The 15493-nt window shown below is 53.8% G+C and carries 12 protein-coding genes; 5 read left to right on the top strand and 7 right to left on the bottom strand.

Features of this window, described 5'->3' with window-relative positions; translation table 11 throughout:
- Positions 1-8: 8 nt before the first annotated feature.
- The 6 genes from thrC to folE are packed head-to-tail and all read right to left on the bottom strand — an operon-like array spanning position 9 to position 6948.
- Positions 9-1307, bottom strand: a complete 1299-nt coding sequence (gene thrC / locus P1P86_12825) for a threonine synthase (GenBank protein MDF1576064.1) — start codon at positions 1305-1307, stop codon at positions 9-11.
- A 1-nt stretch (position 1308) separates the two neighbouring features.
- Positions 1309-2235, bottom strand: a complete 927-nt coding sequence (locus P1P86_12820; GenBank protein ID MDF1576063.1) for a homoserine kinase — start codon at positions 2233-2235, stop codon at positions 1309-1311.
- Positions 2232-2912 (bottom strand): hexitol phosphatase HxpB, encoded by a 681-nt coding sequence (hxpB, locus tag P1P86_12815; protein ID MDF1576062.1) that lies wholly within the window; start codon positions 2910-2912, stop codon positions 2232-2234. The genes P1P86_12820 and hxpB overlap by 4 nt, the downstream gene beginning before the upstream one ends.
- Positions 2913-2970: 58 nt before the next feature.
- A complete protein-coding gene (gene thrA, locus P1P86_12810) occupies positions 2971-5397 on the bottom strand; it encodes a bifunctional aspartate kinase/homoserine dehydrogenase I (protein ID MDF1576061.1) in 2427 nt (808 codons plus the stop codon).
- Between the two features lie 25 nt (positions 5398-5422).
- A complete protein-coding gene (gene fabD, locus P1P86_12805; protein ID MDF1576060.1) occupies positions 5423-6295 on the bottom strand; it encodes an ACP S-malonyltransferase in 873 nt (290 codons plus the stop codon).
- A gap of 14 nt (positions 6296-6309) precedes the next feature.
- Positions 6310-6948, bottom strand: coding sequence for a GTP cyclohydrolase I FolE (folE, locus tag P1P86_12800; GenBank protein ID MDF1576059.1), 639 nt, complete (start codon positions 6946-6948; stop codon positions 6310-6312).
- 108 nt (positions 6949-7056) lie between these two features.
- Between folE and rfaD the strand changes: the two genes are divergently transcribed.
- From rfaD to P1P86_12785, 3 genes are read left to right on the top strand one after another with little or no spacing between them, the layout of a single operon-like run.
- Positions 7057-8013: an ADP-glyceromanno-heptose 6-epimerase gene (gene rfaD, locus P1P86_12795; GenBank protein MDF1576058.1), complete on the top strand. Its 957-nt coding sequence runs from the start codon at positions 7057-7059 to the stop codon at positions 8011-8013.
- 10 nt (positions 8014-8023) lie between these two features.
- Positions 8024-10897 carry an Ig-like domain-containing protein gene (locus P1P86_12790; protein ID MDF1576057.1) on the top strand — a complete coding sequence of 958 codons (2874 nt, stop codon included), beginning with the start codon at positions 8024-8026 and terminating at the stop codon, positions 10895-10897.
- Between the two features lie 2 nt (positions 10898-10899).
- Positions 10900-11460 carry an HDIG domain-containing protein gene (locus tag P1P86_12785; GenBank protein MDF1576056.1) on the top strand — a complete coding sequence of 187 codons (561 nt, stop codon included), beginning with the start codon at positions 10900-10902 and terminating at the stop codon, positions 11458-11460.
- A 32-nt stretch (positions 11461-11492) separates the two neighbouring features.
- Here P1P86_12785 and P1P86_12780 read toward each other — a convergent pair whose 3' ends face one another.
- Positions 11493-12782, bottom strand: coding sequence for a DUF5103 domain-containing protein (locus tag P1P86_12780; protein MDF1576055.1), 1290 nt, complete (start codon positions 12780-12782; stop codon positions 11493-11495).
- A 142-nt stretch (positions 12783-12924) separates the two neighbouring features.
- On the opposite strand from P1P86_12780, the gene P1P86_12775 reads away from it, so the two are divergent.
- Positions 12925-14286 (top strand): Na(+)-translocating NADH-quinone reductase subunit A, encoded by a 1362-nt coding sequence (locus P1P86_12775; GenBank protein ID MDF1576054.1) that lies wholly within the window; start codon positions 12925-12927, stop codon positions 14284-14286.
- An 18-nt stretch (positions 14287-14304) separates the two neighbouring features.
- Positions 14305-15483, top strand: coding sequence for an NADH:ubiquinone reductase (Na(+)-transporting) subunit B (locus tag P1P86_12770; protein ID MDF1576053.1), 1179 nt, complete (start codon positions 14305-14307; stop codon positions 15481-15483).
- Positions 15484-15493 lie beyond the last annotated feature (10 nt).

Raw genomic sequence — 15493 nt, 5'->3', positions numbered from 1 at the left:
TGAACGGATCACCGGCTGCTTAGCAGGTAGTTCCGGAATTCCAGGTAGTCGTTGGGGAGGGGCACAGACAATTTCTCCCTGTCGGCGAAGGCGGCCAGCCTGCCGGGCAGTTCCACCCTTTCGCCGGTGACCTCTTCCACACTCTCTCTGAACTTGGCCGGATGGGCCGTTTCCAGGAAGATTCCGGTAAGCTCCGGGTGCTCTTTCCGGTAGGAAACAGCCGCCTGGTATCCCGTGGCACCATGCGGGTCGCAGAGGTAGCCCGTCCTTTTATATACTTCGCCGATCACCTCCCGGATCTCTTTATCGGAATAGCTGTATCCCTGCAGATGCCGGGTGATCCACTCGTGTTTCCGCTGAAAGAGATCCAGAATCCGGTCGAAATTACTGGGATTGCCCACATCCATGGCGTTGGCAATGGTCGAAGTGGAGGGCCTGGGCTTGAAGCTCCCGGTGAGCAGGTAGGAGGCGACTACATCGTTGAGGTTATTTACCGACAGGAAGGTATGCACCGGCAGTCCCATTTCCCTGGCCACCAGTCCGGCTGTCATATTGCCGTAATTCCCGCTCGGAACCGAGAAGAAAACCCGGGTTCCCGGTTCCAGCTGGGCCCACCCCCTGAAATAATAGAAGGCCTGGGGCAGGAACCTGGCCAGGTTGATGGAGTTGGCCGAGGTCAGTTTCATCCCTCCGCACAGCTCTTCATCCATAAAAGCCTCTTTGACCAGGAGCTGACAGTCGTCAAAATTTCCGGCCACTTCCAGGGCGGTGATGTTCTTGCCCAGGGTGGTGAACTGTTTCTCCTGGAGCGGGGTGACTCCGCCGGAGGGGTAGAGCACATGAACCCGGACCCCCTCTACACCCAGGAAACCGTTGGCCACCGCGCTTCCGGTATCGCCCGAGGTGGCCACCAGCACATGGATATCCTCCTCCATTTTCCTGGTATAATAGCCCAGGAGCCTGGCCAGGAAGCGTGCACCCACATCCTTGAATGCCAGGGTGGGACCGTGGAACAGTTCCAGGGCATAGAGTTTCTCTTCCACCTGCACCAGCGGGGTATCGAAGTTGATGGCCTCTTCGGTGATTTTTTTCAGTTCCGCAGCAGGGATATCCGATCCAAAGAGAGCAGCGGAGAGTGTCCGGGCGATCATGGGAAGTTCCATCCCCCTGAATCCTTCCAGGGTCCGCCTGTTAAGGACGGGGATCGAGGCCGGCATAAAGAGCCCGCGATCGGCCGCCAGCCCTTTGATAACCGCTTCTTTCAGAGGGATCCTTAACTCCCGGTTGCTGGTGCTGTAGTAGTGCATGTCAGATAATTTTGCATCCTGCCTGGCTGATCCGGGAGATGTAAAGCCTCGAATCGATTCCCCGGGACTTAAAATGAGAAAGCATAACCTTGCCCACGCTGGCGGCCATCTCCTCTCCCCGGCAAAGGCTGAATACGGAGGGGCCCGACCCGGAGAGTCCGGTTCCTACTGAACCGGCATCCAGGGCCGATTTTTTCAGTTCCGCAAAATCGGGCAGCTGGTGGATGCGATAGGGTTCGGCCAGGTGATCGTTTACCGACCGGCTGATCAGGGGGTAGTCGCCCGTGGCGAGTCCGGCTACCAGTCCGGCCAGGTTCCCGCACTGTTTCAGGGCAATCTCCAGGGGAACCGTTTGCGGGATCTGTTTCCGGCTTTCGGCGGTCTTAATTTCCAGATGGGGATGTAAAACCGAGCACCACAGATCGTCGGGGTAGGGGATGTGTTTGATATCCAGAGGATCGTAACCCCGGATCAGGGTGATGCCACCCAGCAGGGCCGGAGCAATGTTATCGGCATGGGTGGATCCGCTGGCCACCTTTTCCCCTTCCAGGGCAAAGGGGATCAGTTCGGCTGTTTCAAAGGGTGAGCCCAGCAGTTCGTTAATTCCCATCACGGCTGCCACACAGCTGGCCGCACTGGATCCCACACCGCTTCCCGGAGCTATCTTCCGGGTAAAGACCAGGTCGAAACCTTCATAGCTGTGCAGCTCCCTGAGCAGGGAGGCTGCAGCCACCGCAGCCACATTCAGTTCCGGATCGGCGGGAAGCCTGTACTCGGTCTGATTATAGAGCACCAGTCCGGAGGTGCCGTTTCTCCGGACGATCAATTCATCGCCGGGCGCTTCCAGGGCAAATCCCAGCAGGTCAAACCCGGGTCCCACATTGGAGACGCTTGCCGGTCCGAATACTTTTATCTCCTTGCTACTCATGGTTTCTTCTGCAGCTTGTTTAGTGTATCCAGTGTAAATTCGGTCAGAGAGCCAATCTTCAGATCCGCTGCACCAAAGCGTTCCTGCTTAAATTCCAGGGGATCGGGCATGACCACCACGATCATCCTGGCTGCCTTGGCAGCCACCAGGCCGTTGAAGGAGTCCTCGAATACCAGGCAGCGCGTGGGATCGGCCTTCAGAAGCCGGGCCGTGCGAAGGAAGACCTCCGGGTGGGGCTTCCCCGGCATATCCACAGCGGCGGAAACCAGGTGGTCAAAGGAATCGCGCAATCCGTGCTTCTCCATCACGGCATCGATATGCTCCGGGGTGGAGCAGGTGGCCAGCGCCAGAGGCAGTCCCTGCCCCCGGAACATCCCGATCAGCTCGCGGGCGCCCTCCATCAGCGGGACCTCTTTTTTCATGGTCTCCACCATGCGCCGGTCGTACTCCTTCATCAGGGCTGCCGTATCACGTCCATCCAGAGGGAAACGGGCCGACCAGTGGGCCATCATCTCCCCGGTGTTCAGTCCCCTGGTCTCGACCAGCAGCTTTTCGCTCAGATCGATCCCCAGTTCGGCAAAAATGGCGCGCTCGGTGAGCTGCCAGTGACGCTCCGAATCGATCAGGATCCCGTCCATATCCAGGATGACAGCCTCTATATTTTTTCTTTCTGTCATTTCAAACTGCTCTGTCGCTGCGGCCTGCGATGCAGGCCTGCTTCTCTGCTGGCTGTTTTTATACGTTTGCCACCCGGATAACGTCCGCAAAAACCCCGGCGGCAGTAACCTCCGCCCCTGCGCCATAGCCTTTTACAATCAGCGGGAGTTCATGGTAGCGGTCGCTGGTAATCAGGATGATATTGTTGCTGGCCTCCAGGGCGTGGGCCGGGTGCGTGGGATTCACCTCCTCGAGTCCCATGGCCCCTTTGCCATTCTCCAGCCTGGCCAGGTAGCGCCACTTCAGGCCCCTCTCTTCCATCCCGATACGCTTCTCCTCAAACTCCTTATCCAGCTCCCTGACCCCCTCCCAGAAGGCCTCCTGGCTCCCTTCAAAAAGAGCCTCCGGCAGGAAGGGCTGCACCTCTATATCTTTTTCTTCCAGGGGGTAACCCGATTCTCTTGCCAGGATCAGCAGCTTTCGTTTTACATCGGTACCGCTCAGATCGAGCCGGGGATCGGGTTCCGAGTAGCCCTCCTCCTTGGCCATCCGGATGGCTTTGCTGAAGGGAATCTTGCTGCTCATGGTATTGAAGATGTAATTGAGGGTCCCTGAAACAACCGCTTCCAGCTTCAGGATCCGGTCCCCGCTTTTAATCAGGTCGTTGATGGTGCTTATCACGGGCAGTCCTGCCGCCACATTGGTCTCAAAGCTGAATTTGACCCCGTTCCGGATGGCTGTGCTTTTAAGCTTTTGGTAATACCCGTAGGAAGAACTGGCAGCGATCTTATTGGCAGTGACCACCGAAACGTATTTTTCAAAGAGCCGTTCGTAGACCATGCCCACCTGTTCGTTGGCCGTGCAATCGATAAAGACCGAATTTCGCAGGTTGTTTTTGCCGATGGCTTCTATCATCAGGTCCAGGTCGGAATTTTCGCCCGATTCCAGCCGCTCCAGGTAGGCCGCCGGGTCGATCCCTTCCGGATCGATGATCATTTTCCGGCTGTTGATAATCCCCACCAGGTTGATCTTCAGTTTCAGGTTCTCCATCAGTTTTTCCTGCTGTGTTTGCAGCTGCAGCAAAAATTTCTTCCCCACGTTTCCCAGTCCGGCCAGGTAGAGGTGCAATTCGCGGTAATCCGAGAGGAAAAAGCCTTCGTGGATCACATTCATCGCTTTTTTCAGGCTGTTGACCTCGATCACCACCGAGATATTCAGTTCGCTGGAGCCCTGGGCGGTGGCGATCACACTGATCCCGTTTCTGCCCAGGGAACGAAACAGGATGGCCGAGATACCGGGTGTGTGGCGCATCCCTTCGCCCACGATGGCAATGATGGAGAGCCTGTTGATTACCTCGATCTGCATCTCTTTGCGCAGCTGTATCTCCACCTCGAACTCTTCCTGCAGGGCTGCCACAGCCTTACTTTCGTCGGCCGGGGAGACGGCAAAGGAGATGGTCATTTCGGAAGAGGCCTGGGTGATCAGGATCACATTTACCTGAGCCCTGGCCAGGGAGCTGAATACCCGGGCTGAGGTGCCGGTTTTGCCTACCATACCGGTTCCCCTGACGGTCACCAGGCTGACATAGTTGATCGAGGAGATCCCTTTGATCAGTTCGTTCTGCCGGCAGAGGCTTCCTGTGGTGATAAGCGTGCCGGGCAGCTCCGGATTGAAGGTGTTTTTTACCCGTATGGGAATGCCGGACTTGTAAGCCGGGGTCAGGGTGGGGGTGTAGATGACCCTGGCGCCAAAGTGGGAAAGCTCCATGGCCTCTTCATAGCTCATGCATTTAACGGTGTATGCCTTCGGGACAATCTTCGGATCGGCGGTCATAAAGCCATCCACATCGGTCCATATCTCCAGGACTTCGGCGCCCAGGGCTGCGGCCACAATGGCTGCCGTATAATCCGATCCGCCCCTGCCCAGGGTGGTGGTTTCACCATCCTGGTCGGAAGCAATGAATCCGGGAAGCACGGTAAGCTGACGGATATCCCTGAAGCGTTCGGCAATGGCCCGGTAACTCACTTCTAAATCCACCGTAGTGTTTCCAAACTGGCTGTCGGTCCGGATCAGTTCCCTGGCATCGATGCAGAGCGCGTCGTCCAGATACCAGGCCACGATAGAGGCCGAGAGCCTCTCCCCGAAACTGAGGATCAGATCCTGGGTCCGGGCACTCAGGTCGCGAAGACGGAACACCCCCCGCAGAATCTCCTCGAACTCATCTAGCAGATGGTTCACCTCCCGGACGGCTTTCTGCCGAAGAGGACCTTCCAGCAGGTCATTAACAAGTTCCAGATGGGTATAGCGGAGTCCTCCGGCCAGCTCCTGGTAAGCGACCTGCTGATCCCGTGCCAGTTGTGCGGCATGAATCAGCCGGTCCGTGACCCCGTCGGAGGCGCTGATCACCACCACGCAGTGCTCCTTGTGGCCATCCAGAATCTGTTTGACCATCCGGATGTTCTGAGCACTGCCTAAAGAGGTACCTCCAATTTTTTTAATCTTCATGTGCCGGTGAATTCAGGGGATTGGACTAGGCACTGCGGGTCTCCATGCCCCGGTCGACTTTCTTAATCAGGCCCTGCAGGACCTTGCCCGGTCCTACTTCGGTAAAGGAGCCGGCCCCGTCGGCAATCATCTGCCTGACAGTCTGGGTCCACCGGACCGGGGAAGTCAGCTGTGAAACCAGATTTGCTTTAATGCTTCCGGGGTCTACGGAGGGAAGGGCGTTCACGTTTTGATAGACCGGACAAAGGGGAGTTGCAAAGGGAGCGGCCTGAATGGCCTCTTCCAGCTCCAAGCGGGCAGGCTCCATCAGGGGCGAGTGGAAGGCACCCCCCACAGCCAGTTTCAGGGCGCGTTTGGCTCCCAGGGCAGAAAGCTTCTCCACGGCCGCATCAATGCCCGGAAGCGATCCGGAAATGACGATCTGTCCCGGGCTGTTGTAGTTGGCGGCCACGACGATCTCATCGATCTCCCGGCACACCTCTTCCACCTGTTCGTCCTCCAGGCCGATAATGGCTGCCATGGTGGACGATTGCAGCTCGCAGGCCTTCTGCATGGCCATGGCCCTTTTAAATACCAGGTTCAGCCCGTTTTCAAAAGAGAGAGCCCGGTTGGCAACCAGCGCGGAGAACTCGCCCAGGGAATGGCCGGCCACCATATCCGGATGAAAGTCATCCAGGGTGGAAGCCAGGATCACGGAGTGCAGAAATATGGCCGGCTGGGTGACGCGGGTCTGTTTCAGATCCTCCTCCTCTCCGTCGAACATCAGGTCGGTGATCCTGAAACCCAGTATCTCATTGGCCTCTTCGAACATCTCCCTGGCCCGGGCACTTTGTTCATACAATTTCTTGCCCATTCCCACAAATTGTGCCCCCTGTCCGGGGAATACGTATGCTTTCATAGTCTAATTAAATATCAATGTAGCTTGTTCCCAATCAGGTGAATGAATTCTTCCCTTGTTTTGTCTGAATTCATGAAAGCGCCTGTAAAAGCAGAGGTGGTGGTAACCGAATGCTGCTTCTGAACACCGCGCATGACCATACAAAGGTGCAGGGCTTCGATGACCACCGCCACACCCAGTGGTTTTAAGGTATCCTGTATACAGTCCCTGATCTGTACCGTTAGCCTTTCCTGCACCTGCAGCCTTCGGGCATAGCCATCCACGACCCTGGCAATTTTACTAAGGCCGGTGATTCGTCCGTTGGGAATGTAGGCCACGTGTGCCTTCCCGATAAAGGGAAGCATATGATGTTCGCACAAAGAGAAGAGCTCGATATCCTTCACGATGACCATTTCGGAATACTCTTCGTGAAACATGGCAGACTTGAGAATATCGGAAGGATCTGTCCCGTAACCCTGGGTAAGGAACTGTAAGGACTTTGCCACCCTCTTCGGGGTTTCTTTAAGTCCTTCCCGCTGGGCATCCTCACCCAGCAGGTTCAGGATCTCTGCGTAATAGTCTGTGATCCTGGAGGTGGTCTCCTCATCCCATCTTTCGATGCGGTTGTATCCGCCTGTTTGGCTTTCACCCAGGCCGTTATTGATTTGTTCCATGAGTACAAAGAAACAAATTATTCATAAGCAGATGTTAAATATTATTTAAAACCCTTCTTCTGTATTCTGTAGAACAGAACAAATCCGTATCTTTATAAGGTGATAATTGTGACTGGAGCAGCAGGCTTTATAGGCAGTAATCTGATCACCGGATTGAATGCTGAAGGGTATTACGACCTGGTGCTGGTGGATGATTTTTCCCGACCTGACAAAGAGCGGAATTACTTCGGGAAGCAGTTTAAAATGCTCCTGGACAGGAGGGAGTTCTGCAGCTGGCTCAGGGAAAATCACCGGCAGGTTCAGATGGTCATTCACCTGGGTGCCCGCACCGATACCACGGAGACTGACTGGGAAGTATTCCTGGAGCTGAACCTCGACTATTCAAAAGCGGTGTATTCTTTATGTGTGGAGTTTGGCCTGCCGCTGATCTATGCCAGCTCGGCAGCCACTTACGGATTGGGGGAACAGGGTTATGTGGATTCCCACCAGGTGGTTCCGGAGTTAAAACCGCTTAACCCATACGGACGCAGCAAGAATGAGTTCGACCGCTGGGTGCTGGAGCAGGAGCACAAGCCCTTCTTCTGGGCCGGACTGAAATTCTTCAATGTTTATGGGCCTAATGAGTACCACAAGGGCCGGATGGCATCTGTGGTTTACCATGCCTTCAGGCAGATTCAGGAAACCGGGCAAATGAAATTGTTCCGGTCGCATCATCCCGATTATAAGGATGGAGAGCAGGCCCGGGATTTTATTTATGTGAAGGATGTGGTCCCGGTCATCATTTTCCTGATGGAGAAACGGCCCGAAAGCGGATTGTATAATTTGGGTACCGGGAAAGCAAGAACCTTTAGCGATCTGGTAAGCAACACCTTTCGGGCATTGGATAAAAAGGCTGTAATCACGTTCATTGATACTCCCGAGGATATCCGGGATACCTACCAGTATTTCACTGAAGCGGATATGACTAAACTTAGAGAGGTGGGCTATATTCACGCATTTACCAGTTTGGAAGAAGGTATTTCCAATTATGTCAAGAATTATTTAATTGGGAAAAGAAATAATTAAATTGCTGAATATGAAAATCATACAATTAATTATTTTCTTTATTTGTTTCAATTTGATGATGAATGCACAAATTGTGGCTGATCATACGGTAGTTGATCAATATAATCAAATACCTCAAAAATATATAGATGCGGTTAAGACCATGCTGGTTTCCATAGCCGGGGAGTCCCACTCTTTGGCTTACAGGCTGGGGTTGGTACTTCTTGAGGAGATGGACAATACCTACCAGGTGGAGATTTATAACATGGGTTCTCCTTCCTCCGAAACAAGTCAGTATCTCAGGATGGGCAGGCACATGATTGCCGGGGAAGATATCTTTTTCTCAGAGGCCGGTGTTGCCGGTATAAAGGATGATATCAGTGACCAGGCTGCCACAGGAAACCCTTTTGATGTGATGGGTTTTGGCTGGTGCTGGGACATGACCCTGGGAGATGAACCGGGAGGGCTTGAAGATCCGGTATATCAGGTTCGCTGGGCCGGCCGTTCCTCAGGAAGCCCCGAGGGAAGCATGCGATGGGGACTGGATGCTGAAGATCAGGCCCTGACAGGCAACAGTGTAAGCATGGATACTTATCTGGAAGCCGTGGAATCGTATAATCAGCACTCTACAGATAATTCTTACCCCACGAAATGGATATATACTACAGGTCCGGTGGACTGGCCCGAACATGCTGGCACTGAAAATGGCTTCCAGCGTGAGATTAAACATGATTATATCAGAGCCCATGTAGCCGGGGATGCCTCCAGGATATTATTTGACTATGCAGATATTTTGTGCTGGAGCAACAGTGGAGAACAGAACATGGCAGTCTGGAACGACGATGGAAGTCCCCGGCCCCATGCACAGATCCACCCTGAGAATATGCTGGATTACGACGCAAACTGGAACCTGATCTCTTTTACCGAGGACGGGGATCACATCGGTGAGGTGGGAGCTCTGCGCCTGGCCAAAGCCATGTGGTGGATGCTGGCCAGGATTGCAGGCTGGGATAACGAGATTGCGGTAAGCGATATCGGGCTTTATGCCACGGGGGATACAAGTGTTATGACGGGCCAACAGCTGCAGCTGCTGGCCACAGTTCTGCCTGAAAACGCTACCAGCCAGGAGATTCAGTGGAGCGTGCTCCAGGGTAGCGGGACGGCGACCATCAGCCAGGACGGATTGATCAGGGGCGGACAGCCCGGGGAAGTCCGGGTGCTTGCCAGGGCCCTCGACGGTTCGGGAGTTGCAGATACTCTTCTGGTGCCTGTCCTCGATCCGCTTGTTCCGGTAAGCGATATTCTGATTACCACCGCCGGGGGGGAGACTGAACTTCCGGAGGGACAAAGTCTTCAGTGCTTTGCCAGTGTGTCGCCCCAGGAGGCAAGCAATACCACGGTTCTCTGGAGCATCGTTAATGAAAGCGGGACAGCCAGTGTATCGGGGGAGGGACTGGTGACCGGCCTGACAGCCGGCACCGTTCAGGTGATTGCTAAAGCCGAAGATGGGTCACAGGTGGCAGACACTTTTTCTCTGAGTGTTGTCCTTCCTGTTATCCCGGTGGTAAACATAATCATATCTTCGAATGGCGGTGCCACAAGTGTGGAATCGGGATCCTCCCTGCTGTTCTCGGCTGAAGTGCTTCCCGAGGAAGCCAGCAATCCGGGAGTTGAATGGAGTGTTATCGATGGCAGCGGTACAGCCACCATAACAAGCAGTGGATTCCTGATAGGCAGAGATCCGGGTACCGTGACTGTTCTGGCGGCGGCCCTGGACGGTTCGGGTGTGACAGATAACTTTGCTTTAGACATTCTTCCACCGGTCATACTGGTGGAAGAAATCACCATATTTTCGGCGGGTGAAATTACAAGCCTGGAAACGGGATCGACACTGCAATTTTCGGCCCAGGTACTTCCGGAGGATGCCAGCAACTCGGATATCCTCTGGAGCGTAATCAACCAAACGGGAAGCGCCAGCATCAGTGCATCGGGACTATTAACGGCGGGGAATCCGGGAACTGTGGGCATTGTGGCCACTGCAGCTGACGCTTCCGGGGTGGATGAAATCTTTTATATATCGATTACATTACCCGAAGTCCTGGTAGAAAGCATTGAGATTGTTTCGGCAGGAGGTGTCAACAGCCTGGAATCGCTTCGTACCTTGCAGTTTTATGCAAACATCCTTCCGGAAAATGCCTCCAACAAGTATCTGGAATGGAGTGTTATTGAGATCTCCGGAACGGCCTCCGTGGATGCCGGGGGACTGCTTACTGCCGGGAATACGGGTTTGGTGCAGGTGATAGCCTCGGCCCGGGATGGTTCCGGAATAAGCGGAGACTATATGCTGACTATTCTGCCTGCAGTTGTTGAGGTCCTGAGCATTGAAGTGACTTCCGCCGGGAACGTTTCTGTGTTGGATACAGGGGATATGCTACAGCTTTATGCGAATGTTAGCCCGTTCAATGCAAGTAACAAGGATGTATTCTGGCACGTGAGCAGTTCTGCGGGCAGCCCGGTGGGTTCCATTACCTCGGAGGGTTTATTTATTGCCCTGGGCGAGGGAGAAGCGGAAGTCCTGGCCATTGCCCGGGATGGTTCGGGAGCTTACGGCACTTTTGATCTGAGCATCTCGGGACTTAGTCCCACAGGAATTGAGGCCGCTGAAGGGCTTATAAGCATCTATCCCAACCCGGGTGAAGGGCATTTTTATGTGAATCTGGGAGAGCCGGAGACAAGACAGTTGTTTGTGATCAGTGCCAGCGGTGCTGTACTGCTTGAACGTAAACTTGAACCCGGCTTACAGGTCCTTGAACTGGACCTGAGTCCCCAACAGCCAGGCCTGTACTTTATTCAGATTTCTTCGGGGAAGGATGTGGTGGTTAAACCAATCATTATCGCCAGGTAGCCGTGGATATTTCAAGAGAAAAAGCGGTGGAGCGCTTACGCGAACATGTGAAAAATGAGAAGACTTTCATTCATTCTCTGGCCTCGGAGGCCGTATTGCGTGCCCTGGCAAAGAGACTGGGCGAGGAGGAGGATCGCTGGGGCCTGGCCGGCCTGCTGCACGATGTGGATGTGGAGCTTACCCAGGCCGATCCCAGGGTGCATGCCTTAAAAGCGGAGGAACTGCTGGCAGATTTTGGATTTGATGAGGAAATGCTCGATGCCATCCGCATGCATAACGAAAAGGCCACCGGAATCCCCAGGACCACCCGCTTTCAGCATGCCCTGGCAGCCGGGGAGACCATCACCGGCCTGATCTATGCCACCACGCTGGTCTACCCGGATCAAAAGATTGCCAGTGTAAAATATAAGTCGGTCCGCAAACGGATGAAGGAGAAGGCCTTTGCCGCCAGCGTGAACCGGGATCACATTCTGGAATGTGAAGAGATCGGGATTCCCCTGGATGAGTTTATCCGGATCTCGGTGGATGCCATGAGGGAGATATCGGACAGCATCGGGCTCTGAAGCCCTTCAAAATTGCACGGAAAGCCTTTTTCTTACTGGTTGGTGTGTATCACCTGGTGACCCAGGAGGCGGTCGTACCGGGAGCCCGGTGGGCGGTGATAGAAGAGGATCAGGTATTCGTTCCCGGTCTCAAAGTGACTTCCTTCTATTTCGGCCATGTCAAACTGTTCGCTGAAGGCAGGCAGAAATAGATACCTGTAGTTATAGACCCCCTGTTTCAGCAGCAGGTTAAGCATATAGGCCTGTTCCTGATCATTATATTCCATGCGGCTCAGTTCATCAAACTGCCAGTTGGTCAGTGCTCCGGTCATATAGACGGAACCTTCCAGGGGCAAAGGCATCTCCAGGCGGAAGTGCACCACCACATAATCGCTGTCCACTCCCGGATCCTGGCTCCCTTCCGCCTCAATGGCATAGCGGCCGTTTATATCTTCCTGGAAGAAATAATTGTGAGGGGAGCGGGGCTGGTCGGGTTTCAACTCAAAATGGAAGAAGGGATCCACGAAGTTGATTTCCTGCACGAAGTAGGTGGGGGTCCGGGTATTCTTGGTATCGAAAAAGCGGAATTCATTTCCCCCCTGGAAGATATTCTCTTTCTGATAGTCGTATACCAGCTGTCCCGGCCGGATCATGTAGGGCTGCAAGATATCAATGCCCAGATCCCAGAGGCCGTTCTGGTATACCACCGCCCTGGTTTCGCTGAAGGGATCATCGATGGTGATACCGGCATGGTTCACGGTGAAATCCACTTCCTGGCAGCAGCCTTTGTACGGGTTCAAATCCGGAATATGGGCGTTGGCCTCAATGTTTACCCTCCCTTCGGTCATCATAAAACGCCTGGTGAAGACCACGTCGTCGGGGTTCCTGTCGCGATAGACCAGCAGGAGGTAGTTGCCCGACAGCAAAAGCCGGGTGTCTTCGTTGGGGATCCGGAGGCGGTAGTGCAGGTAACTGGTATAGGTGTTAAAGGATGGAACTGAAGTCCGGATCTCATTTTCGGGGTAGCCTTCCAGGTATTCCTGTTCACTCAGGTCAGAGGGTGTCCAGTCGGCGTTGCAGTGGATCATCCGGTACATAAAGGCGGGCTGTTCTTCCGAGAGGTCATCAAACTCCAGGATCAGGGGGACATCTTCGCTGAGCCGGACCACCGGATAGCTCATGGGCCAGCCTTCCCGGTACAATTGAACGGTTTTTATACTATGATCGAGAACCATCTCACGCACCTGTCCCTGGTCGTCCGAATAGAGTTCCTGACCAGCGGCAGGGACAAAACTGACCTGTATCAGCATTAAATATGTTATGAGAACGGAGGCTATTTTCATAATATCGCAATCTGTATGATCTGTCAGGGACCTGCGTGCAGGAAGCATGCCCTTGAATATATTTACCACGCTTTGAGAGTAGGTAAATTTAATTATTTTTATAATTCATTTTAAGATTATTATATCTGTTACAAAATAATCCATGGCTGAGGTAATCAAGATTAAAAAGGGTCTGGACATCAGGATGAACGGACAGGCCGAGCTTATTTATGTGAAGGCCCCCAGGGCCAGGACCTATGCAATCAAGCCGGGCGACTGGCACGGACTAACTCCGAAGATCATTCCAAAACTCTGCGATGAGGTGAAGGTGGGAACCCCCATTTTTTACGACAAGTACCACCCTGAGATAAAATTCACCTCGCCGGTGAGCGGGATCCTGTCCTCTATCAACCGGGGGGAGCGCAGAAGGATCATCGAAGTTGTTCTGGAGGACGACGGGAAGGATACGGCTGAAACGTTCATGCAGGGAGATCCTTCTGAGATGAAGCGGGAGCAGATTGTGGAGAATCTACTGAACAGCGGGCTTTGGCCGCTGATCCGGCGGCGTCCCTACACGGTTATTGCAAAAACGGACGAGGTCCCCAAGTCGATTTTCATCTCGGCCTTTGATACGGCTCCTCTGGCTCCTGATTTTGATTTTCTGCTCAAGGATTCGGAAGCCGATTTTCAGTGGGGGGTCAATGCCCTGAGGCGGCTCACCGAAGGGAAAGTGCATCTGAACCTGGATGGCCGATACCCTTCCGTTCGTACCCTCAGCGATATCAAAGGAGTAGAGGTCAACCGTTTTTCGGGTCCACATCCTGCCGGGAATGTGGGCATCCAGATTCATAAGCTGGACCCCATCAATAAGGGAGAGGTGATCTGGGTGGTTCAGCCCCAGGACGTGATTGCCATCGGGCGCCTTTTTAAAACCGGGAAATATGATCCCTCGGTGGTGGTGGCACTAACGGGGGCCAGGGTGGAAAAGCCCCAGTACTACAGGACCATTCGGGGAACCGAAGTAGCCCCTATCCTGGAAAATCAGCTGAAAGAGGGTGACAACCGGGTGATCAGCGGGAATGTGCTCCAGGGAAAACAGATTGATGCGGAAAAAGGATATGTGGGCTGCTTTGATTCTCAGGTCACCGTGATCCGGGAAGGCAATTACCATGAACTGTTCGGATGGATCCTGCCGGGATTCAAAAAGATGTCTGTGGCCAGGTCCTTTGCTTCCAGGTGGCTGACTCCCAGGCGGAAGTTTGATATGGACACGAATTACCACGGAGGAAAGCGACCCTTCGTGATGACCGGTGAATATGAAAAGGTGCTGCCCATGGATATTTATCCCATGCAGTTGCTGAAAGCCATCCTGGTGAATGATATTGACAAGATGGAGCAACTGGGAATTTACGAGCTGGATGAGGAGGATCTGGCCCTTTGCGAGTTTGTTTGCACCTCCAAGACGCCCGTTACTAAAATTCTCCGGGACGGGCTGAAGGCACTTCGGAAAGAAATGGAAGAATAATACATACATAGTTTACACATGAGTTTACGACGATTTGTTGATAAGATCAAACCCCCGTTTGAAAAGGGGGGTAAGCTTCACATGTTCCTGGCGGGATTTGAAGCCATTGAGACTTTTCTCTTTGTGCCGGACAAGGTGACCACCGGACGGGTGCATATCAGGGATGCCAATGATATGAAGAGATCCCTGATCCTCGTCATGATTGCCATGGTGCCGGCCCTGCTGTTCGGGATCTGGAACACCGGCTTCCATCACTTCCAGGCCCTGGGAGAGGCCGCCGGTTTCTGGCAGATGGTCTGGTTCGGGTTCCTGAAGATATTGCCCATCTTCATTGTCTCTTACGTGGTGGGTCTGGGGATCGAGATTGCCTTTGCCCAGTGGCGCAACGAGGAAGTGGCCGAAGGATATTTTGTGTCCGGGATGCTGATTCCCCTGGTGATGCCTGCCGATGTACCCCTCTGGATGGTGGCCGTTGCCACTGTTTTTGCCGTGGTGATCGGGAAAGAGGTCTTCGGGGGAACCGGGATGAACATCCTGAACCCTGCCCTGGTGGCCAGGGCCTTCCTCTTCTTTGCCTATCCCAGCCAGATGTCGGGCGACAAGGTATGGATTGCCGGGCTGACCGACGGAACAGGGGTGATTGACGGCTATTCGGGAGCCACCATCCTGGGACAGGCGGCACAGAATACCTCCTCTTTTGTAAACGGACTGGGGGAAGCTTACACCACCTGGGACATGTTTCTGGGGACCATCCCCGGATCCATCGGGGAGACTTCCACCCTGGCGATCCTGATCGGGGCCGCGATCCTGATCCTGACCGGGGTGGGCAGCTGGAAGATTATTTTTTCCGTATTTGCCGGTGGTGCAGTTATGGGCGTGCTCCTGAATCTCTTTGCTGTCAATGCATTTATGGCACTTCCTTTCTGGGAGCACCTGCTTCTGGGAGGTTTTGCCTTTGGCGCGGTCTATATGGCCACCGATCCGGTAACTGCGGCTCAGACCGAAAGAGGCAAATGGATCTATGGCTTCCTGATTGGCTTCCTGGCCATCCTGATCCGGGTGCTCAACCCGGCCTATCCGGAAGGGGTTATGCTGGCTATTCTGCTGATGAATGTCTTCGCTCCTTTGATTGACCACTACATCATTGAGGCCAATATCAAGAAGAGATTGAAAAGAGCTAAAGTAATTGCAACCTAATTTTACGAAA

Source organism: Bacteroidales bacterium (assembly GCA_029210725.1).
In the GTDB taxonomy this organism is placed as follows: Bacteria; Bacteroidota; Bacteroidia; order Bacteroidales.
This window is presented reverse-complemented; position numbering and strand designations above follow the sequence as displayed.